19 protein-coding genes and 4 tRNA genes are annotated in these 18,598 nt (G+C 56.3%); 19 read left to right on the forward strand and 4 right to left on the reverse strand.

All coding sequences use genetic code 11. From position 1 onward, the window contains the following. Positions 1–7 precede the first annotated feature (7 nt). From ABFB09_RS04035 to ABFB09_RS04045, 3 genes are all read left to right on the forward strand, one after another. Positions 8–829, forward strand: a complete 822-nt coding sequence (locus tag ABFB09_RS04035; protein WP_347000087.1) for an ABC transporter ATP-binding protein — start codon at positions 8–10, stop codon at positions 827–829. Between the two features lies 1 nt (position 830). Next, entirely contained in the window at positions 831–1,904 is a 1,074-nt protein-coding gene (locus ABFB09_RS04040; protein ID WP_347000089.1) for an ABC transporter substrate-binding protein, read from the forward strand. 101 nt (positions 1,905–2,005) lie between these two features. Beyond that, positions 2,006–2,752: a hypothetical protein gene (locus tag ABFB09_RS04045; RefSeq protein WP_347000091.1), complete on the forward strand. Its 747-nt coding sequence runs from the start codon at positions 2,006–2,008 to the stop codon at positions 2,750–2,752. Positions 2,753–2,894: 142 nt separating this feature from the next. On the opposite strand, the gene ABFB09_RS04050 is transcribed toward ABFB09_RS04045, so the two are convergent. From ABFB09_RS04050 to ABFB09_RS04060, 3 genes are all read right to left on the reverse strand, one after another. After that, positions 2,895–2,984: transfer RNA gene (locus tag ABFB09_RS04050), tRNA-Ser, on the reverse strand. 151 nt (positions 2,985–3,135) lie between these two features. Continuing rightward, positions 3,136–3,411, reverse strand: a complete 276-nt coding sequence (locus tag ABFB09_RS04055; RefSeq protein ID WP_347000092.1) for a GIY-YIG nuclease family protein — start codon at positions 3,409–3,411, stop codon at positions 3,136–3,138. A gap of 46 nt (positions 3,412–3,457) precedes the next feature. Continuing rightward, positions 3,458–3,547 (reverse strand) — tRNA-Ser (locus ABFB09_RS04060). 75 nt (positions 3,548–3,622) lie between these two features. Between ABFB09_RS04060 and ABFB09_RS04065 the strand changes: the two genes are divergently transcribed. From ABFB09_RS04065 to ABFB09_RS04140, 16 genes are all read left to right on the forward strand, one after another. Further along, positions 3,623–4,414: a hypothetical protein gene (locus tag ABFB09_RS04065; RefSeq protein WP_347000093.1), complete on the forward strand. Its 792-nt coding sequence runs from the start codon at positions 3,623–3,625 to the stop codon at positions 4,412–4,414. Positions 4,415–4,594: 180 nt separating this feature from the next. After that, on the forward strand, positions 4,595–5,848 hold the full coding sequence (locus ABFB09_RS04070) for a cation:proton antiporter (protein WP_347000094.1): 1,254 nt from the start codon (positions 4,595–4,597) through the stop codon (positions 5,846–5,848). Positions 5,849–5,907: 59 nt separating this feature from the next. Next, positions 5,908–5,980, forward strand: a tRNA-Arg gene (locus ABFB09_RS04075). A gap of 35 nt (positions 5,981–6,015) precedes the next feature. Then, positions 6,016–6,591: a 2-oxoacid:acceptor oxidoreductase family protein gene (locus ABFB09_RS04080; RefSeq protein WP_347000158.1), complete on the forward strand. Its 576-nt coding sequence runs from the start codon at positions 6,016–6,018 to the stop codon at positions 6,589–6,591. Beyond that, complete coding sequence (locus ABFB09_RS04085) at positions 6,584–6,880, forward strand: 4Fe-4S dicluster domain-containing protein (RefSeq protein WP_347000095.1); 297 nt, start codon at positions 6,584–6,586, stop codon at positions 6,878–6,880. The genes ABFB09_RS04080 and ABFB09_RS04085 overlap by 8 nt, the downstream gene beginning before the upstream one ends. Next, positions 6,880–8,055, forward strand: a complete 1,176-nt coding sequence (locus tag ABFB09_RS04090; protein WP_347000096.1) for a transketolase C-terminal domain-containing protein — start codon at positions 6,880–6,882, stop codon at positions 8,053–8,055. The genes ABFB09_RS04085 and ABFB09_RS04090 overlap by 1 nt, the downstream gene beginning before the upstream one ends. Beyond that, positions 8,055–8,975: a pyruvate synthase subunit PorB gene (gene porB / locus ABFB09_RS04095; protein WP_347000097.1), complete on the forward strand. Its 921-nt coding sequence runs from the start codon at positions 8,055–8,057 to the stop codon at positions 8,973–8,975. The genes ABFB09_RS04090 and porB overlap by 1 nt, the downstream gene beginning before the upstream one ends. Next, positions 8,972–9,442, forward strand: coding sequence for an NAD(P)H-dependent oxidoreductase subunit E (locus ABFB09_RS04100; RefSeq protein ID WP_347000099.1), 471 nt, complete (start codon positions 8,972–8,974; stop codon positions 9,440–9,442). The genes porB and ABFB09_RS04100 overlap by 4 nt, the downstream gene beginning before the upstream one ends. Before the next feature lies 1 nt (position 9,443). Further along, complete coding sequence (locus tag ABFB09_RS04105; protein ID WP_347000100.1) at positions 9,444–11,321, forward strand: NADH-ubiquinone oxidoreductase-F iron-sulfur binding region domain-containing protein; 1,878 nt, start codon at positions 9,444–9,446, stop codon at positions 11,319–11,321. 2 nt (positions 11,322–11,323) lie between these two features. Continuing rightward, on the forward strand, positions 11,324–12,064 hold the full coding sequence (locus tag ABFB09_RS04110) for a 2Fe-2S iron-sulfur cluster-binding protein (protein ID WP_347000102.1): 741 nt from the start codon (positions 11,324–11,326) through the stop codon (positions 12,062–12,064). Positions 12,065–12,184: 120 nt separating this feature from the next. Then, a tRNA-Pro gene (locus ABFB09_RS04115) sits at positions 12,185–12,260 on the forward strand. 193 nt (positions 12,261–12,453) lie between these two features. Continuing rightward, a complete protein-coding gene (locus tag ABFB09_RS04120; RefSeq protein ID WP_347000103.1) occupies positions 12,454–12,759 on the forward strand; it encodes a hypothetical protein in 306 nt (101 codons plus the stop codon). 115 nt (positions 12,760–12,874) lie between these two features. Further along, positions 12,875–13,723: a Hint domain-containing protein gene (locus tag ABFB09_RS04125; protein ID WP_347000104.1), complete on the forward strand. Its 849-nt coding sequence runs from the start codon at positions 12,875–12,877 to the stop codon at positions 13,721–13,723. Between the two features lie 46 nt (positions 13,724–13,769). Next, on the forward strand, positions 13,770–15,506 hold the full coding sequence (locus ABFB09_RS04130; RefSeq protein ID WP_347000106.1) for an NAD+ synthase: 1,737 nt from the start codon (positions 13,770–13,772) through the stop codon (positions 15,504–15,506). Between the two features lie 29 nt (positions 15,507–15,535). Then, positions 15,536–15,700 carry a hypothetical protein gene (locus ABFB09_RS04135; RefSeq protein WP_347000107.1) on the forward strand — a complete coding sequence of 55 codons (165 nt, stop codon included), beginning with the start codon at positions 15,536–15,538 and terminating at the stop codon, positions 15,698–15,700. A gap of 32 nt (positions 15,701–15,732) precedes the next feature. Next, positions 15,733–16,758, forward strand: coding sequence for a nitrogen fixation protein NifH (locus ABFB09_RS04140; RefSeq protein ID WP_347000109.1), 1,026 nt, complete (start codon positions 15,733–15,735; stop codon positions 16,756–16,758). Here the strand turns inward: ABFB09_RS04140 and ABFB09_RS04145 are convergent. Continuing rightward, entirely contained in the window at positions 16,755–18,590 is a 1,836-nt protein-coding gene (locus ABFB09_RS04145; protein WP_347000110.1) for a Maf family nucleotide pyrophosphatase, read from the reverse strand. The two genes, ABFB09_RS04140 and ABFB09_RS04145, sit on opposite strands and share 4 nt — an antisense overlap. Between the last annotated feature and the right edge of the window lie 8 nt (positions 18,591–18,598).

Below are 18,598 nucleotides of genomic sequence, written 5' to 3' on the forward strand. Positions count from 1 at the left end.
ATCCGTCATGATTAACGTCACCAATGCTTCATTTTCATACGGTAAGGGTGACGTGTTCCGGGACGTCAATCTACAGGTCAACCGCGGTGAGATCTATTGCCTTCTGGGGCCGAACGGCTGCGGCAAATCCACGCTGATATTATGCATACTCGGCGTCCTGAAAACAGCCAACGGCAGCGTTTCACTGGATGGTCAGGACATCCGCGATCTAAAGCCCCGGGATATCGCACGGTTGGCGGCCTATATACCCCAGGTACACGAGAAACCGTTCCCATATAAGGTTATCGATGTCGTCCTCATGGGTAGAACAGCCTACAGCGGCACTTTTTCGCCGCCGTCAGCCCAGGACCGGATAATCGCTGAAGAAGCGTTGGCAAAGGCCGGTATCGCCCAATTCGCCGAACGCCCTTACACCCAACTTAGCGGCGGCGAGACGCAATTGGTGATAGTAGCAAGGGCGCTGGCCCAGCAGACACCAATACTGGTCCTGGACGAGCCGACCTCCCACCTTGATTTCCACAATGAATTATATTTTCTGCAGTCCATTGTCAGACTGGTTCAGGAGTCCAACCTGACAGTGGTCATGGCCACCCACTCGCCCAACCATGCTTTTTACTTTGAGGGCTCCGGGATCAACACCAGGGTTGGGTTGATGAATCATCAAATAATCGCAGTTCAGGGCAGCCCGTCCGCCGCTCTTACTGAAGAAAATATGGCAAAAACCTTCAACATCCGATCCAAAGTCGTTTGTTACCAATGGGAAGGTGTTGATTTGAAACAGATCATACCTCTTGAAATCACTGATACGGTTCCTGAAAGGAAGTTTTAACATGAAGCTGAAATCATCTTTCATCGTCGTCTCGCTGTTATTGCTGGGTTCGTTACTACCTGGCTGCAACAACCAGCAACCACCGGAAAACCAGGAAGATACCGTTACCGTGGTGGACAGCGCCGGCAGGACCGTTGAAGTTCCTGCCAATGTCCGAAGGATCGCCGCTCTGTATTCATTCGCCGCATATACCGTCTGCCTGCTGGGACGTGGTAATGACCTGGTGGGAGTACCGGGTGGCCTCCAGCGAGATATTCTGCTGATTGAAATTTTTCCGGAGATCGCAAACGCCTCGGTACCCCGGGAAGGCGGAGCCATCAACATGGAAGAACTGCTGCGGATTGATCCGGATGTGGTCATCGTCAGAAATGAGTTCGTTGCCGACCAGAAAGAGGTTGAGAAGCTGGATAACAGCGGCATTCCATATGTTGTGGTTGATTACAACAGCATGGAGGAACAGCGGGAGGCTGTGCTGATCGTCGGCCGGACCATCGGCAGAGAAGCGGAAGCTGTGGCTTTCAACAACTACTACCTGGATATAATCGACCGGGTCGATCAGGTGGTAGGTGACCTGGCCGAAGACGACAAGGTCAGATTGCATCACTCCGAGAATCAGGCTACCCGGGCGACCCACGCCGACTCCCTGGTCGCGGACTGGACCCGGGCTGCTGGGGTGATCAATGTTTCCGTTGGCGGCGACCTTGAACTCATCGGTAATGACTACTATGCCAGTATCGAACAGATCCTGCTCTGGAATCCGGAAGTGATCATCGTCAATGAACCTTCGGCCTATGCCATCATCACCAAGCACCCTCAATGGTCCGGAATCACCGCTGTTCAACAGGGACAAGTGTACCAACTGCCGAACGGTATCTCCCGCTGGGGACACCCGGGGTCGGTGGAAACGCCCCTGGCCTTGTTATGGACGGCTGTAACCGTTTACCCCGACCTGTTTCCCGATGTGGATATGCCTGCGGAAGTGCACCAATTTTACAAGACATTTTTTAATATGGAACTGGATGCCGCGATGATTGCTACAATACTTGAAGGCGGTGACTTAAGAGCGCCCAAGTGAAACCCAGGTAGCCAACCGCGCCATGCCCAGCGTGCTTTTTCTTGGGTGCTGGTGTTATATTTGTAGCTGTCTGTGGATAAAAACGGTGCAAGGAGTTGGTTATGGGTCGGCTTGTTTTTATCGGTATCGATGACACCGACGTCCTGGACGGTCCGGGCACGGGCAGGGTGGCCAGAGGGCTGGTCCAGTACCTGGAATCACGTGGTTTGGGAAGGCACAAGGGGGTCATCCGCCATCAGCTTCTGGTTGACCCCAGGATCCCCTATACATCTCACAACAGCGCCAAATGCATCCTGTTCCAAACCGCAGAATCAATCGAGAGCCTCCGGCAGCCGTGCGTTAAATACATGGCGGAGAATTTCCAACCCGGGTCCGACCCCGGCCTGTGTATTTGCGAAGACCGTCAGTTTGATGATGAGTTTTACGGTTACGGCGTCCTGGCTCAAACAGATTATATCCCCAAATCGCAGACCATCAGCCTGGCGGAAAAGTGGGATATTTACCTTGAGGCCCTGGGTGGTACGGGGGATGGTATTATCGGGGCGCTGGCAGGGGTTTCTTTAAGCGCCGGCGGCAACGACGGGCGGTATATCCACCTGAGAGGGATCAAGGAGGTGGGGAGGTTATTGATTGTCAGCGAGGTAAAGGAACAGACCGATACCCTTTCCGTGATCGATGAACAGGGGAACATTGTCCCTGACAGCGCTTTGGTTGACAATCTGGGCTGGCTGCGGCCTACTCGCATCGACGGCCAGCCGAAACTGAAAGTCCGGCTGGAAAGTAGCGCTGACGGGAATCCGGTGTGGCAGCCGGTGGAACGTAAGAAAATATGCCATGAAAAGGGCTAGTGTGTCCGCCAGGTCCTACATTTCCCCCAGTTAAGATCATTAGCCACTATGCTGAGATCCGGCGGAGAAAATCAGTCTCGAATGATCGCAATTGGGGGGTTCCGCAAGGGGGAACGAAAAATGGATCGGTCTCAGAAGAAAATGGCGGAGAGGGTGGGATTCGAACCCACGGTCGGGTTGCCCCGACTCACACTTTCCAGGCGTGCCTGATAGGCCACTCCAGCACCTCTCCATGTGAGCCACTCTTCTGGAAGCCTGCCAATGATAATAAAAGTAAGCCAGTTAGTCAAACCGGATGGGCGTACCGGGAGAAAACCTGGCTGTGATACGATTCATTGCATGTCATGCGGAACCTGGAGGCATTGCGACGTTCTTAAAGTTATTCAACTCGTTGACCGAGTCGGTTCATTCTCTCCCATGATCAACCGTTCTTTTCTTGCCTTCGGCCAAGTTTTGACCTGGGATTCCCTTTTTTTCGCGGCCGAGACGTCGGCATGTTTTTCAAAGTATACCAGCGTAACCGGCCCGCGGCCGCGAGTGTACTTGGCGCCCGTACCCCGGTTATGCTGTTCGATGCGTTGATCGAGGCCGGTGGTGACCCCGGAATAGATGGAGCCATCGCGGCATCTGAGTATATAGAAAAACCATTCTTGGTCCAAGATCGACTCGATTTGGGTTTCAAAGGACTATTTGCCAGAGTTCAGATGGCGGAGAGGGCGGGATTCGAACCCGCGCTCCGCATAAACGGAGATCGCTTTTCGAGAGCGACACCATCAGCCACTCGGACACCTCTCCCCGACGGGTATTTTAGCGGAACGGTGGCGGAAAGTGAAACTAACTTTGCGCGGGTGGCTGCGTTATAATTTGCATATGAAGACTTTATTGATCGCCGCTCTTGTTATCGGACTACTAGTACCCGCTACCGGCTGCCAGAGGTTTGAAAGAGAACTGGCGCCCATCGAAGGTGTTTCTATCGAACTGACCGAATCCGGCGATCAATTCCGGGCTCAGGTTGAGATCACTTACGGGTTGCCGAACGGTTGCTACGAACCGGATGAGATCAAGAAAACAGCTATCACCGGCGGTTTCGATATCGCCGTCTGGATCAAGCTGCCCGCGACCGCGGAGGCTTGCAATGAGATTTATCGCCTGGAAACGGCCATTGTGGACCTGGGCAGCGATTTTAAGGCCGGGGAAACCTACACCGCCCGGGTCAACGGTGTCGAGCACCGATTCACCGTATCTGGGGCGACAGGGGATGAAGACCTGATCATCAAGACCGCGCCCATTGTATCGGTGGACGTACGGATAGCCGAGTCGTTCCAGCCCCAGGTATTTATCGATATCAGGGGGCTGCTCACTGACGGGTGTACCGTTCTTAACGATGTCGATATTCAGCGCCAGGGAACTACAATTGACATAACAGTGACCACCCAGCGCCCGAAGGACGCCGTCTGCATCCAGGTGGTCAGTTTCTTCACCCATGCCGTGCCCCTCGGTTCGGATTTCGTTGCCGGGCAGACTTATACACTTCGGGTGAACGGTCAGGCGAGTCAATTCACCGTTGGTTCTTCTGGGGGGTCCTCGGGTGGGGAAGTGCCGCCGGTGACGGATCCGGCGCCCGCACCGGCGCCGATGCCGGGGGTGCCGCCGGATAGATAAAGATAACGAGACAAATCCGAAATCCGAGTATCGAAATCCGAAACAATTTCAAAATACCAAATACCAAAGTTTGAACCCCGAAACCCGCAACTCGCGACTCATGACTTGCACGACTAGCGAAAAAACTTAGAATCTGCTAAAGTTTCCAGCCATATGGAAACTGAGCATTTAATATTTAGTTTGATCCTGACCTTCGGTCTGGTGCTCCTGGCGGCACGCCTTGGTGGGGAGATCGCCGAACGTTATCTGAAGCAGCCGGCGGTGATCGGCGAACTGGCGGCCGGTATTATTATCTCTCCCTTCCTGCTTGGCGGTCTGCTGGGCGACCCGGTGATACTGAATTTCGGTACCATCAGCGGCCACCTGGTCGAAGGTGGACTCGAGATCGAGAATTTCAACCCGTTGCAAGTCGTTTCTGAGATCGCAGTGATCGCTTTACTCTTCGTGGCCGGTATGGAAACCGACGTCCGTTCGTTCGTGAAAAATGCCTTCACCGGTGCCCTGGTAGCCGTCGGCGGCGTTATTGTGCCCTTTATCCTGGGGTATTTTGCGGCCATGTACTTTTTTCCCGACATCGGCGTTGTAGGTTGGCTGTTCACCGGCGCGGTGCTAACCGCTACCAGTATCGGTATCACGGTGCGCATCCTCATGGATATGGGCAAGCTGGGAACCCGGGAGGGGACCATAATCCTGGTCGCCGCGGTTATCGACGATATCATCGGTTTGGTAATTCTTTCGGTGGTTATCTCCATGGCTAAGACCGGCGAATTGTCAGCGGGCAGTGCCCTGGTTACCGGCGCCATCGGCTTCGCCGTCTGGCTGGGCATACTGTTCCTCGGTTACTACGGGCATAAATATATCTCACGCTTTTTACTCCAACCCTTTAAAGAGTCCGGTCTGATGCCGATCACGGCGCTTATCGTGGGTGTGCTGATTTCCTGGGGAGTGACCCTCGTCGGGCTGCATCCGGTGGTCGGCGCTTACGTGGCTGGTCTGATGTTCGCCGCCACCGCGGAACGCGAGGAGATTATTCACCAGACCCGGCCGATTATGCTTTTCCTGGCGCCGTTCTTTTTCGCTTACCTCGGCATGCAGGTGGACCTGGGAGAGATCGCCGTGGTCATCGTACCTGCCGCGGTCATAATCGTCCTGGCAGTATTCGGCAAGATCATCGGTTGTTACCTCCCGGCCAAGCTGATCGGAAAGTGTGACAATCGCGGTGCGCTGATCGTCGGCATGGGCATGGTTCCCCGCGGTGAGGTCGGCCTTATCGTCGCCGGTGCCGGTCTTTTGGTCGGCGCTATCAGCCGGGATATTTTCGGTGTGGCCGTGGCGGTCAGCCTGGTCACCACACTTATCGCCCCTTCGCTGCTCAAGCCGTTCTTTAAAAAGATGGCAGCCACACCCCCGGTTACCCCGCATTTGCCCCATTAATACTGCGTATTCCTTGTCAAGATTACTTTAAATACGCTAAAATGTAATCCTACCCCTTCGCCCCTGTAGCTCAGGCGGATAGAGCACCAGCCTCCGAAGCTGGTTGCGAGCGTTCGAGTCGCTCCAGGGGCACTTTCATTCAGTAAACCGGTCAGGGAGGAGCTACTATCAAAAGCGAACTTACTGAACTCAGGTGGCACGGCCGCGGCGGACAAGGCGCCGTAACCTCAGCCGAACTCGTGGCCCAGGCGGCCATCGCCGAAGGCAAATACGCCCAGGGATTTCCCAGTTTTGGACCCGAACGCCGAGGCGCCCCGGTCATGGCCTTTAATCGAGTCAGCGCCACTAACCCCATCCGCAATCGCGCCGGCATCGCCCAGCCGGATGTTGTGGTGGTGCTGGATCCCAGCCTCGTCGAGATCGGCAACGTTACCGCCGGACTCAAAGGCGGCGGAACCATCATCATCAACACCACCAAAGCCATGGACGCTTTCCCAAAACTCGGTGAAAAATGGCAGGTGGCTATTATCGACGCCAACCGCATCGCCCGCGAGGAACTCGGCGTACCTATCGTCAATACCACCATGCTCGGTGCTTTGATAAAAGCCACCGGCGTGGTCGAGCTCGAATCCATGATCGAACCGCTGAAAGCCCGTTTCGGGCGGATAGCGGAAAAGAACATCAAGGCTATGAGACGCGCTTTCGAAGAGACCCAGGTAAAGGAGCTTGAAGCAATTGGCTAAACCTGAGAACGAACTCACCTGGAAAGATATCGAGACCGGTGCCGCCGTTACCGAGCCGGGCAGCGCTGCCGGTTACCGCACCGGTGACTGGCGCTCCCAGCGGCCGGACTATGATTTTTCCCGCTGCCTTAAGTGCGGCATCTGTTTTGTCTTCTGCCCCGAAGGCTGCATCCGGCAGAACCAACGCGGTTTTTACGAGGCTGACCTTTATTACTGCAAAGGCTGCGGTATCTGCGCCTACGAATGCCCGACCCGGGTGATCAAGATGCGGGATGAGGAGGAGAAATAATGGGTCAACGAGTTGGCATCGAAGTTTCCATTGCCCTGGCCGACGCCGTAAAACTGGCCAATGTCGATGTTATTGCCGCCTACCCCATCACTCCCCAGACCCACATCGTGGAGCACCTAGCTGAACTGGTGGCCGAGGGCGAACTGGACGCGGAGTATATCCCCGTCGAATCTGAACATTCGGCGATGAGCGCCTGCCTTGGTTCATCCGCGGCCGGCGCCCGCACCTTCACCGCCACCGCTGGTCAGGGCCTGGAGCTGATGCATGAAGTGCTGTACGTCGCTTCCGGCATGCGGTTGCCCATGGTTATGGCGGTGGCCAATCGGGCATTGTCTGCCCCTCTTTCCGTCTGGGGCGACCACTCCGACGCCATGGCGGTCAGGGATACCGGCTGGATCCAGATTTTTACCGAGAACGGCCAGGAAGTGGTAGATCAGACCATTTGCGCCTTCAAGATCACCGAACACCACAAGGTGCTCCTCCCGGTGATGGTGCACCTGGACGGATTCAACCTGTCCCACGTTATCGAACCCATCGAGATGCCGGATGAAAAGGACGTCTGTGAGTTCCTGCCGTTCAACCGCAGCCCTCTGACACTTCACCCGTTGCGGCCGGTGGCCATGGGCGACTTCGCACCGCCGGTGGTCTTCACCGAGGCAAAATGGGCCCAGGAACAGGCCATGCTGAACGTCAAAGACACGATATTGGAAATATGGGAGGAATTTGCGCAGAAGTTCGGCCGGAGTTACAAGCCGGTCGAATGCTACAAATGTGAAGGCGCCAAAACCCTGCTGTTCACCATGGGCAGCTTTTCTGAAACCGCCATGACGGCGGTGGACAAGCTCCGCGACGCCGGCGTGAACGTCGGGCTGATCCGTTTGAGGCTGTGGCGTCCGTTCCCGTTCGAGGAGTTCCGCGCCGCGATGAAAGGTGTCGAGACCCTGTTGGTCCTTGATCGTGCCATCTCCTCCGGTGGTCCCGGCGGCCCAGTGGCCTCTGAAATCAAGGCGGCCCTGTATAACGAAGTTGAAAAACCCCGGATCGTCAGTTTCATCGGCGGCCTGGGCGGACGCGATATCACCGTCACTGCTTTTGAGAAGATAATCGTCGACGGCATAGAGCTGGCGGCGTCGGGCAGCGGGCGGGAATACGAGATGGTTGGGGTGAGGGAATAATGCAGAATTTAGGTATATACGCATCCCGTCTGGTCACCAAAGAAGAAAATTTCGTACCTGGCCACCGCGCCTGCATCGGCTGCGGCGAAGCCCTGGCGGTGCGCCTGGCGGCTAAGGCTTTCGGCCACAATACCATCGTGGTCAACGCTACCGGCTGCATGGAGATCGTGGCTTCCCAGTTGCCCTACACCTCATGGAAGTTGCCCTGGATACACACACTGTTTGAGAACTCCGCGGCTGTTGCTTCCGGCGTCGAGGCAGGCCTCCGCGCCCAGATGCGCAAAGGCAAGCTGCCGCAGGAGGACATCAATGTCGTGGCCATCGCCGGTGACGGCGCGACGCTCGATATCGGCCTTCAGGCATTGTCCGGGGCTATGGAACGGGGCCATAATTTCCTCTATCTTTGCTTCGACAACGAAGCCTACATGAACACCGGCATTCAGCGTTCGTCGGCGACGCCTTTCGGCGCCTCCACCACCACCTCACCGGCGGGTAAGGTACATTCAGGCCAGACGTCACAGAAGAAGAACATGCCGGAGATCGCCGTAGCCCATAACATTCCCTATGTGGCCACCGCCTGTCCCAGCTATCCTTTCGACCTGATCGAAAAAGTGAAAAAAGGCCTGGCCACTAAAGGTCCCGCCTACATCCACATCATGTCGGTGTGCCCCACCGGCTGGCGTTGCGATACGGAGATAACCATCAAGCTGGGCCGGCTGGCGGTAGAAACCGGTATCTTTCCGCTGTACGAGGTCGAGAACGGACAGTACAAGATGAGCCTGGTGCCCGAGAAACTGAAACCCATCGACGAATATATGAAACTGCAACGGCGGTTCCGCCACCTGAAACCGGACGCTTTGGCAGGCATCCAGACCCGGGTAGTCGAAGAATACGAGAAATTATTGGAGAAAGCGGTATGACCCTGGAAACTAAATCCCCGGCTGCCGTGGTCAACAACGTTTTAGCCAAATACGAACGGGACGCCAGCATGCTGGTGGGCATCCTGCAGGATATCCAGGTGGAGATGAACTATCTGCCCAAGGAATGCCTGGTCATGGTCAGCGAGGGACTGGACATCCCCCTTACACGGGTATACAGCGTTGCCACGTTCTTCAAGGCTTTCAGTCTTAAACCGCGCGGCCGCCACAGCGTCCAATGCTGTATGGGCACCGCCTGCCATGTCCGGGGCGCCGAAAAGGTGCTGGACAAACTGCAAACGGAGATGTGCCTGTGCGCCGGTGAAACATCCGCGGACATGAAATTTACCTTGGAGACGGTCAACTGCGTCGGCGCTTGCGCTCTGGGACCGGTGGTGGTGGTGGACGGCGAATACGTCGGCCAGGTGACCACAGACAAAGTGAAATCGATACTGGAGAGCTGTAAGTAGTATGGCTGTACAAACGACCAAACAGGGACGGCTCAACTCCGCGGCGGAATTGGAAACGCTGCGGCAGGAAATAAAATCCGCGACGGGGGAAAATCCCCGCCTGATCACCATCTGCTGCGGCACCGGCTGCCTGGCTTACGGCGGCGCCAAACTCGCGCAAGCCTTCAGGGATGAAATAGAGACCCGGGGACTTCAGGACAAAGTTGGAGTCAAGACAACCGGCTGCCACGGTTTCTGCGAGCGCGGCCCCCTGGTGGTCATCCGGCCGGAGAACATCTTGTACCAGCGGGTAAAGCCTGAAGACGTCGGGGATGTCATCAGCGACACCATCGAGCAGGGCAAGGTCGTCGAGCGCCTGCTGTACACACTGCCCGGCACCAAAGAGCGCGTCACTTATGAACATGACGTGCCTTTTTATAAGAAACAGATGCGACTGGTTTTCGGCGCCAACGGCTATATCGATCCGACGCTGATCGAAGATTATATCGGCGTTGGCGGCTACACGGCCATGGTCAAGGCTCTTTTCAGCATGACCCCGGACGAGGTCGTCAGCGAGGTCAAACGCTCCGGGTTGCGCGGGCGCGGCGGCGGCGGCTTCTCCGCAGGGGCCAAGTGGGAGAGCACCCGTGAAGCTCACGGCGGTCTCAAATATCTCATCTGCAACTGCGACGAAGGAGACCCCGGCGCTTTCATGGACAGGTCTTTGATGGAAGGCAACCCCTTCGGCATCCTGGAGGGTATGGTCATCGCCGCTTACGCCATTGGCTGTCACGAGGGCTACATCTATATCCGCCACGAATACCCGGTGGCAGTGAAACACGCCGAGATGGCTATCGCCAAAGCGGAAGCCATGGGACTCCTTGGCGACAACATTCTAGGTTCCGGATTCAGCTTCAAGATCAAGATCAACCGCGGTGGCGGTGCCTTCGTCTGCGGCGAGTCCACCGCCCTCATGGCCTCCGTGGAAGGACGCATCGGCGAACCGCGCGCCAAGTACATTCACACTTCGGAAAAAGGCCTGTGGGACCGGCCGACGGTGCTCAACAATGTGGAAACCCTGGCCAACGTGCCGCTCATCATCAATCGCGGCGCACAGTGGTACAGTTCCATCGGTACCGCCAACAGCAAGGGCACCAAGATCTTCTCATTGGTGGGCAAGGTGAACAACACCGGGCTCATCGAGGTGCCCATGGGCATCACCCTTCGGGAGATCATCTACGATATCGGCGGCGGCATTCTCAAAAACAAGAAATTCAAAGCCGTCCAGACCGGCGGCCCTTCCGGCGGTTGTCTGCCCGCCGAGATGCTAGATCTGGCTGTCGATTTTGACGAACTGTCCCGCGCCGGCTCTATGATGGGTTCAGGCGCCATGATCGTTATGGACGAAGACAACTGCATGGTGGACATCGCCCGCTATTTTGTGTCCTTCCTGGAGGGCGAATCCTGTGGTAAGTGCGTGCCCTGCCGTGAAGGCTTGAAGCGCATGAACCAGATACTCGAACGGATCACCAATGGCAACGGCCGGGACGGCGACATCGAGCTGCTGGAAGATCTTTCGGAGACCCTCACCTGGGGCGCCCTCTGCGGCCTGGGCGGCGGAGCGGCCAATCCGGTCATGTCTACCATCCGCTACTTTCGGGACGAGTACGAGGCGCACATCAAGGAGAAACGCTGCCCTGCCGGCGTCTGCAAGCCGCTCATCACTTACAACATCGTGGAGGCCAACTGCCCCGGCTGCAATCTGTGCATCAAAGCCTGCCCGGTGAACGCCATCACCTCGCCGGGTAAGAAGATGCCGGTGATCCTGGACCAGAGCAAGTGCACCAAGTGCGGCGCCTGTTATGATGTCTGTCGCTTGAACGCCGTGGAGGTTAGATAACAATGGTCAAACTGACGATAAACGGCCGTGAGTTTCAGGCCGAACCCTGTGACACGGTTCTGACGGTGGCGACGCGGGGCGGTATCAACATCCCCACCCTGTGCCATTCTGAATCCATACACGACTACGGCGCCTGCCGGGTATGCCTGGTGGAAGTGGAGCGGCGGGGTCGCAAACGCTTGGTCACTTCCTGCCTGTACCCCGTGGAAGAAGGTCTTAAGGTCACCACCGACTCGGATAAGGTCAAGCGCGTCCGCAGTACCGTCATGGAACTCCTTATAGCCCGCTGCCCTGAATCCATCGACGTCAAAGAAATGGCTAAAAAGCTCGGGGTCACGGAATCCCGGTTCGTAGCGGAAGATGAGAAATCATCTAAGGATAACTGTGTCCTGTGCGGCATGTGCGCACGGGTCTGTTCCGAAGTGGTCGGCGCCAGCGCCATCAGTCTGGTCAACCGTGGCACGGAGCGGGAAGTGGCACTGCCTTTCTACGACGATACCGGCGCCTGTATCGCTTGTGGCTCCTGCGCTTATATCTGCCCCACCGGCGCCATCACCCTGGTGGACACCGCCACCAAACGGATCATAAGCTGGCCCAAGGGCACCGCTGATTTCCCGTTGAAAGCCTGCACCAGCTGCGGTATCCACTTCGCACCGGTGAAACAACTGGAATACATGGCTGCCACCGCCCACCTTTCGCCAAGTGAATTCGAACTATGCCCTGACTGCCGCAAGATGGAGTAACTTCCCACGGTTGGTGCTATAATACCTGGTCCTGGAAGTTAGAATATTTAGAATCAGGAATGATATAACATCGCTCGTGGCCATGGCGAACCGTTCCGAATTTCGGATTTTCATAATTAGCGGGGTGTGGCGCAGTTGGCAGCGCGCAGCGTTTGGGACGCTGAGGCCGGAGGTTCAAATCCTCTCACCCCGACCAAAGATGCATTTACCCTTCGACCGGCAAGATGTGGACATACTTGCGCCCCTGAAAGCCACGGTAAATATCTAAAAGACTCCTATCTTAATTACGGCTCAACTCCATTGCTATCGCCGTTTGACCGAATGCCCGGGGAATATTTGACTTAGAAGCCCGTTCATGACGACAATAGTAAAACGATATAGGAGGTCCCATGAGTTCAAAGGTTGTCACCCTCGATGTTAACGGTAATGATGTTCTCCTATCCTTTTTCGTGCAGACGTTTTTCGATAAGGTGCTGGACGGCATGGTCGGTGCTCTTGAAAGCGCCTGCCAGGTGGAAACCCTGGAGCTAAAGGCCGGCGCAGGAGATACTACACTGACGGTCAACGGCACCTCCATAAGTATGAACGAGTTCGTCCGGACCGCCTTCAGGAACACGACGCGAGGTATGATCTCCAGTCTCAGAGGCATCGACAAGATCGATACTTTCATTATCCGCATCGGCGGCGGCAAATAAGGCCGCTTTTCATGCCTGATGCCGTTATAGTGCTAAAGAGGACAATTATGTTGCGATGACGGTACAGGTTATCCGAAGATTCCTGACAAACGCGGTCTTCTTAACAATACTCCTGATGGCAGTCACGGCCTGCGACCTGCCACCCTCCTCTTCCACCATTTTCACGCCTACCCAACTCAGATACCGCCTGCTGGATGCCTTCCCCGACTTCTTCTGGTGCGACCCGGATTTCTTTCCCATCGGCAGCTCGGAACGGGAATTACAGAATGCCCTCGACCAGTTCGACGGCATCCGAGCCAACGATGATGAGTTCAATGCCATCGTGAAACGCATCGGTCTGGATCACAAGCTCAATTACACCACCGAGGAGCAATTGCTGGTTTATCGGCAGCACAAGCTTCTGACCCGGGCGATAAGTGAATTCCTGTCCTCCGGCGACGGTTTCAGTTTCGTCATCCGCGTCGGACAGGACGGGCAGCAGGGTGAACGCATCCAGGGCAATATCGCCACGGACGGGCGGATCAGGGTGGCCGATCGCGAACCCAGCTTCAATAGCTGCCCCATCTGCCTGGCAAAGGGAACTTTGATCGACACCCCGCAGGGTCCGGTGGCCGTCGAAGACTTGGTAGTAGGTATATTGGTTTGGACACTCGATGAGAGCGGACAGCAGGTGGCGGCACCGGTTATCAAGACATCGAGGACGCCGGAGCCAGCCATGTTCCAATTGCTCTGTATCACCATGGAAGATGGCAGAATCTTGACGGCTTCACCCGGTCACCCGGCGGCGGACGGACGGCTGCTGGCCGTGCTCGATCCCGGAGACACCCTCGACGGTGCGGCCATCGAGTCCATAGAAATCGTCGACTATACCGGCCGTACGTACGACATTCTCCCCGGCGGAGATACCGGGTGGTATTGGGCGGACGGTATTTTGCTGGCCAGCACGCTTGCCGAGAAACCCTAAGCACTAGCTTGACAACCGCTCGTCAGCCTCATACGATTAGCTGCATATGAAACAACTTCGTATCGCGCTCGCTCAGGTCAACCCTACGGTCGGGGATTTCAGGGGCAATGTCCGTCTTATCACCGAAAATATCGAAAAAGCCAGGGCGGCCGGGGCGGATATCATCGCTTTTCCGGAACTGGTCATCACCGGCTACCCGCCGGAAGACTTGTTGTTGAAATCCAGTTTTATCGATGCTAACCTGAAGGCGTTAGATAAGGTCATCGAAGCAACCCGCGAGATCACCGCCGTCGTCGGGTTCGTTGACCGTAAAAGCGGCCTGCGCAATGCCGCAGCCATCATCCACGACGGCAGGCTGTCGGCCGTGTATCACAAGGTATATCTGCCCAATTATGGCGTTTTCGACGAGAAACGTTATTTCCACGCCGGGAATGTTTGCCCGGTCTTTGGTATCGCCGGTGTCGGTGTCGGGTTCAGCGTTTGTGAGGATATCTGGTATGAAGCTGGCCCGGTTACGGTGCAGGCCAGCGCCGGCGCCGAGCTGGTGCTGAATATCAGCGCCTCGCCTTATCATCACGGCAAGCATATGGTGCGGGAACGCATGCTGGGGGCGCGCGCCACGGACAACGTCGCCGCCGTGGCATTTTGCAATATGGTCGGTGGGCAGGATGAATTGGTATTCGACGGCGCATCCGTCATCTTCGATGAACGGGGCAAAATCGTCGCTCGCGCTGGACAGTTCGAGGCAGAACTGCTGATAGCCGATATCGACATCAAAAGCGTATCTCAGGCCCGCCTTCAGGATACACGCTGGCGTAAAGGACAGACCCAACTGGAATGTGATTGCCCCAGTCAACAGATATCCGTTAGTGATGCACGGTTCACCAATTCCCTCCTCCGCCTCGAAACACGAGTCGCCCCTTTACTCGAACCCGAAGCTGAAGTATATGAAGCGCTGGTGACGGGGACCCGGGATTACATACATAAGAACGGTTTTAAAGGCGTCATCATCGGGCTTTCAGGCGGCGTCGATTCTTCCATCGTGGCTGCTGTCGCCGTGGACGCGCTGGGACCGGACGCGGTTCACGGTCTCATCATGCCTTCACGTTTCTCCTCACCACAGAGTGCTGAATACGCGGGTCAACTCGCCGCCAACCTGGGTATCAGGACCTTCACCATCCCTATTGAAAAAGCCTACCAAGCATACCTTGACAGCCTGTCGGACGTTTTCAAGGACGTCAAACCGGACGTGACCGAAGAGAACGTCCAGGCGCGTATCCGCGGTAACCTGCTGATGGCACTTTCCAACAAGTTCGGCTGGCTGGTCATGAACACCGGTAACAAGAGCGAGGTCGCCACCGGCTACACTACCCTTTACGGCGACATGGCCGGCGGCTTTGCCATCATCAAGGACGTGTCTAAGACGCTGGTCTACAAGCTCTGCCGCTACCGGAACACCAAAGCCGGTCGTAAATTGATACCGGAAGAGGTTATCACCCGCGTCCCATCGGCGGAACTGCGGCCGGAACAGAAGGACTCGGACAGCCTTCCTGAATATGACCTGCTCGATCCCATCCTCCTGGCCTATGTCGAAGAGGATAAGGGCGTCGAACAGATCGTCGCCCAGGGCTACGATGAAGCAATAGTCAGGAAGGTGGCAAGGCTTGTCGATTCGTCCGAGTATAAAAGGCGCCAGGCGCCCCCTGGGGTGAAGATATCCCCCAAGGCCTTCGGCCGCGACAGGCGATTGCCGATTACCAGCAAGTTCCGGGATGGAGCATAGCCATCATCAAGAAGGCACTATTACAAAGTGTGGCGGTAGTGGGTGTCGGTGTTGTACTGGTGGTTGTAGCCAGCATGGTTCCATTTCTGTTTTTCCTGGGTGTTGCGGGGATCATAATGATTATCTGGGGCGTGATCAGCTCTTTGAAATGGATGTGGCAGCATGACATCGATGATTCTGCCGCCAAGAACTAGCCACCTATCTGTTTCCGGTTGAAGGAGGAGATATGACACAGTGGCAATCCATGCTCAAAGGTGATTCTCTTTCCTGGCTGCTCGAACCGGACACTGAAAACCCCGCCGTTCGCTATCTGGCCCTCCGCGATATCGTTGGCTTGCCGCAGGATTCCTCCGAACTACTCGAAGCCAAAACGAAGGCTATGACCACGGGTACGATAACGGCTGTGTTGGATAACCAGAGACCAACTGGCTATTGGGTAAAACCCGGCGGCGGTTACGGGCCGAAGTATACAGGCTCGGTGTGGTCGCTCGTGACGCTGGCGCAGATGGGCGCCGACAAGTCTGAGCCGAGGGTGCGGCAGGCGGCAGCGTACCTGTTAGATCATACTGTATCACCGGTCGGTTGGTTCAGCTACAACGGCACCAATTCCGGATTCCTTCATTGTCACGCCGGGTATCTGGGTGCGGCGATGTTTGCCCTGGGTTTTGGAGACGACTTACGGGTGACCGCGGCTATCGATTGGCAAGCCAGAATGATAACTGGTGAGGGCATAGCGGAAGCGGGAAGTGAGGAATCGGCCAGGTATTACCACTATACCACGGGACCGGGATTTATCTGCAGCGCCAACGCTAATAAACCCTGTGCGTGGGGCGCTGTCAAGGCGATGCGGGCTCTTGGAAGCGTACCTGGTGGTCAGCGTACATTGGCGATGGATTCTGCCATAGATCGAGGCCGGCAGTTCTTGTTGAACACCGATCTGACTGTTTGCGACTTTCCTACACGTGATAAAACTAAAGCCAGCGGCAATTGGTTCAAATTCGGCTTCCCACTGCTGTACGTCGCGGATCTGTTGGAGCTTATTGAAGTTTTGACGGTGTTGGGTGGCGGTGGGGACCTCCGGCTGGAAAAAACCTGGAAGCTGGTCCTCGACAAGCAGGATGATCAGGGACGCTGGGCGATGGATTACAGCTACAATGGAAAGCTATGGTCAGGCATCGAAGTTAAAGGTGAACCGAGCAAGTGGGTTACGCTCAGGGTATTACGGGTGTTGAAGAGGGCGTTTCCAAACTAACCGCACTGCCATTTCTTACAATCCGGGCAATCGCCGTCAGGTCGCCAGTTCGACGATAGCGCCGGGTGGACGCCGATTGTTAAGAGCAGGTCCAGCATCAGGCAAGGCGGCAAGCCTACCACGTTCGAGTAACAGCCTTTGATACGGGCGACGGGATTGAATTCTTTATCCTGGATGCCGTAAGCCCCGGCTTTATCCAGCGGGCTGTCGCTGTTGACATAAACCTCGATTTCCTGGTCGGTGTAATGCCGCATAGTGACCTGGCTGGCGAGGTGGTCCGAGACCGTTTCGCCGGTGGCGGCGTCGGTGACGGCTATCGCGGTGATGACGCGGTGGGACTTGCCGCGGAGTTTCTTCAGCATGTCGGTTGCCGCTTCCGGCGATCCTGGTTTGCCCAATATTTCGTCACCCATGACCACGATGGTGTCGGCGGCAATGACAGTGCCGCTTTCGCAGTTTACCGCCACTGCCGCCGCCTTGGCGCGAGCATGAGCGACAGCTTGTTCCTCCGGTGACAGACCTTCGGTCGGTGTTTCGGGGACGTTGGACGCCACGGTCTCGAACTTCAACCCCATGGCGGTGAGTATTTCGCTGCGGCGGGGTGAGGCGGAGGCCAGAATGAGATTTTGACGATTCAGAAAAGCTTGTTCTTTTTCGGGGGTCGATCTCAATGTGGCCACTGTCTCTACATGGTAGGTCTGCGGAAAAAGGTCTACCGGTGTGATGTCCTCTATCTCGTAAGGACCGTGGGTCAATACCCGCAGATCGCGGGCCAAGGCTTCGGGATTGCAGGAAACATAAACTAGACGTTTCGGCGGATAAAAATTCAGGGTTTTCAGCGCAGCCGGATGGCAACCGGTGCGTGAAGGGTCGATTATTATGGCGTCGGCCAGCCTGCCCAGGTGAGGCAGCACCGATTCCGTCTTTGCTTCGAGTAGTTCGACGTTGTGGAGGCCGCGGACGTTCTCCCGGGCGTCTTTTATCGCCGCGCCGGATTCTTCGATGGCGATGGCCTTTTTGACGTACGGCGCCAGCAGAACGGCAAAGGTCCCGACACCGGCGTAAGCGTCGATAAGGGTCTCACCGCCCGTTAGGCTCAACCGGTTCCGGATGAGATCGGCCAGGCGTTCGGCTTGGGATGTGTTCACCTGGAAAAAAGCCGGTGAAGACACCCGGAACCGGTGTCCGGAAAGGATCTCGTGGTAATAGGTTTGCCCGGTGATGACGGTGACATCCGGGTTTTTCAGCTTGGGTTGGATGAGGTAGGAATCGGTGTTTACCCCATAGCGGATGGAGAACTGGGTCGTCTCGGCGCAGCGGCCTTCCAAAGCGGCCATGAGGCTATTTACGCCCTCGGCCATGATGGGGCATTGGTCCACGGGAACGAAACGTCGTGTGACGCGGTTGATGAAGCCGAACCGGTTCATGCGGCGGCGCACCGTGAGACGCGCGTGATTGCGGTAACCGAATTCAACCGGCGAGGATAAAGCCGGCTGAATAACCGTATCGATGTCTTTAGCCCTGAGCGCCCGTTCGACTAGTGCGTGTTTGAGTTCAAGCTGGTGCCGGTAGTCTATATGCTGCCATTGGCAGCCGGAGCATTCGCCGAAATGTTGGCAGACCGGGGAGCGGCGGTGAGGAGAAGGTTCGATGACGCTCTCGACGACAGCATCAATGCCGTCGTCATTGCTTCGGATGACCCGCGCCGTCACCGTCTCGCCGGGGATACCGCCGAAAACGTTGACCCTTTTGTCGTCGTACTCGCCAATGACGTCACCGAACTCGCCGAAGCCTGTAATCCGTACGGTGATGATCTCGAACGACTCATTCATCGGCTGGC

The sequence above is a fragment of the Dehalogenimonas sp. THU2 genome (assembly GCF_039749495.1).
Taxonomy (GTDB): domain Bacteria; phylum Chloroflexota; class Dehalococcoidia; order Dehalococcoidales; family Dehalococcoidaceae; genus Dehalogenimonas.

Excerpts from the sequence above, each read along its gene's own strand:
- ABFB09_RS04090 (WP_347000096.1), top strand. The coding sequence starts at position 6,880 with ATGGGTCAACGAGTTGGCATCGAAGTTTCCATTGCCCTGGCCGACGCC.
- ABFB09_RS04130 (WP_347000106.1), top strand. The coding sequence starts at position 13,770 with ATGAAACAACTTCGTATCGCGCTCGCTCAGGTCAACCCTACGGTCGGG.
- ABFB09_RS04120 (WP_347000103.1), top strand. The coding sequence starts at position 12,454 with ATGAGTTCAAAGGTTGTCACCCTCGATGTTAACGGTAATGATGTTCTC.
- ABFB09_RS04105 (WP_347000100.1), top strand. The coding sequence starts at position 9,444 with ATGGCTGTACAAACGACCAAACAGGGACGGCTCAACTCCGCGGCGGAA.
- ABFB09_RS04100 (WP_347000099.1), top strand. The coding sequence starts at position 8,972 with ATGACCCTGGAAACTAAATCCCCGGCTGCCGTGGTCAACAACGTTTTA.
- ABFB09_RS04140 (WP_347000109.1), top strand. The coding sequence starts at position 15,733 with ATGACACAGTGGCAATCCATGCTCAAAGGTGATTCTCTTTCCTGGCTG.
- ABFB09_RS04125 (WP_347000104.1), top strand. The coding sequence starts at position 12,875 with ATGGCAGTCACGGCCTGCGACCTGCCACCCTCCTCTTCCACCATTTTC.
- ABFB09_RS04045 (WP_347000091.1), top strand. The coding sequence starts at position 2,006 with ATGGGTCGGCTTGTTTTTATCGGTATCGATGACACCGACGTCCTGGAC.
- ABFB09_RS04040 (WP_347000089.1), top strand. The coding sequence starts at position 831 with ATGAAGCTGAAATCATCTTTCATCGTCGTCTCGCTGTTATTGCTGGGT.
- porB (WP_347000097.1), top strand. The coding sequence starts at position 8,055 with ATGCAGAATTTAGGTATATACGCATCCCGTCTGGTCACCAAAGAAGAA.
- ABFB09_RS04110 (WP_347000102.1), top strand. The coding sequence starts at position 11,324 with ATGGTCAAACTGACGATAAACGGCCGTGAGTTTCAGGCCGAACCCTGT.
- ABFB09_RS04145 (WP_347000110.1), bottom strand. The coding sequence starts at position 18,590 with ATGAATGAGTCGTTCGAGATCATCACCGTACGGATTACAGGCTTCGGC.
- ABFB09_RS04065 (WP_347000093.1), top strand. The coding sequence starts at position 3,623 with ATGAAGACTTTATTGATCGCCGCTCTTGTTATCGGACTACTAGTACCC.
- ABFB09_RS04035 (WP_347000087.1), top strand. The coding sequence starts at position 8 with ATGATTAACGTCACCAATGCTTCATTTTCATACGGTAAGGGTGACGTG.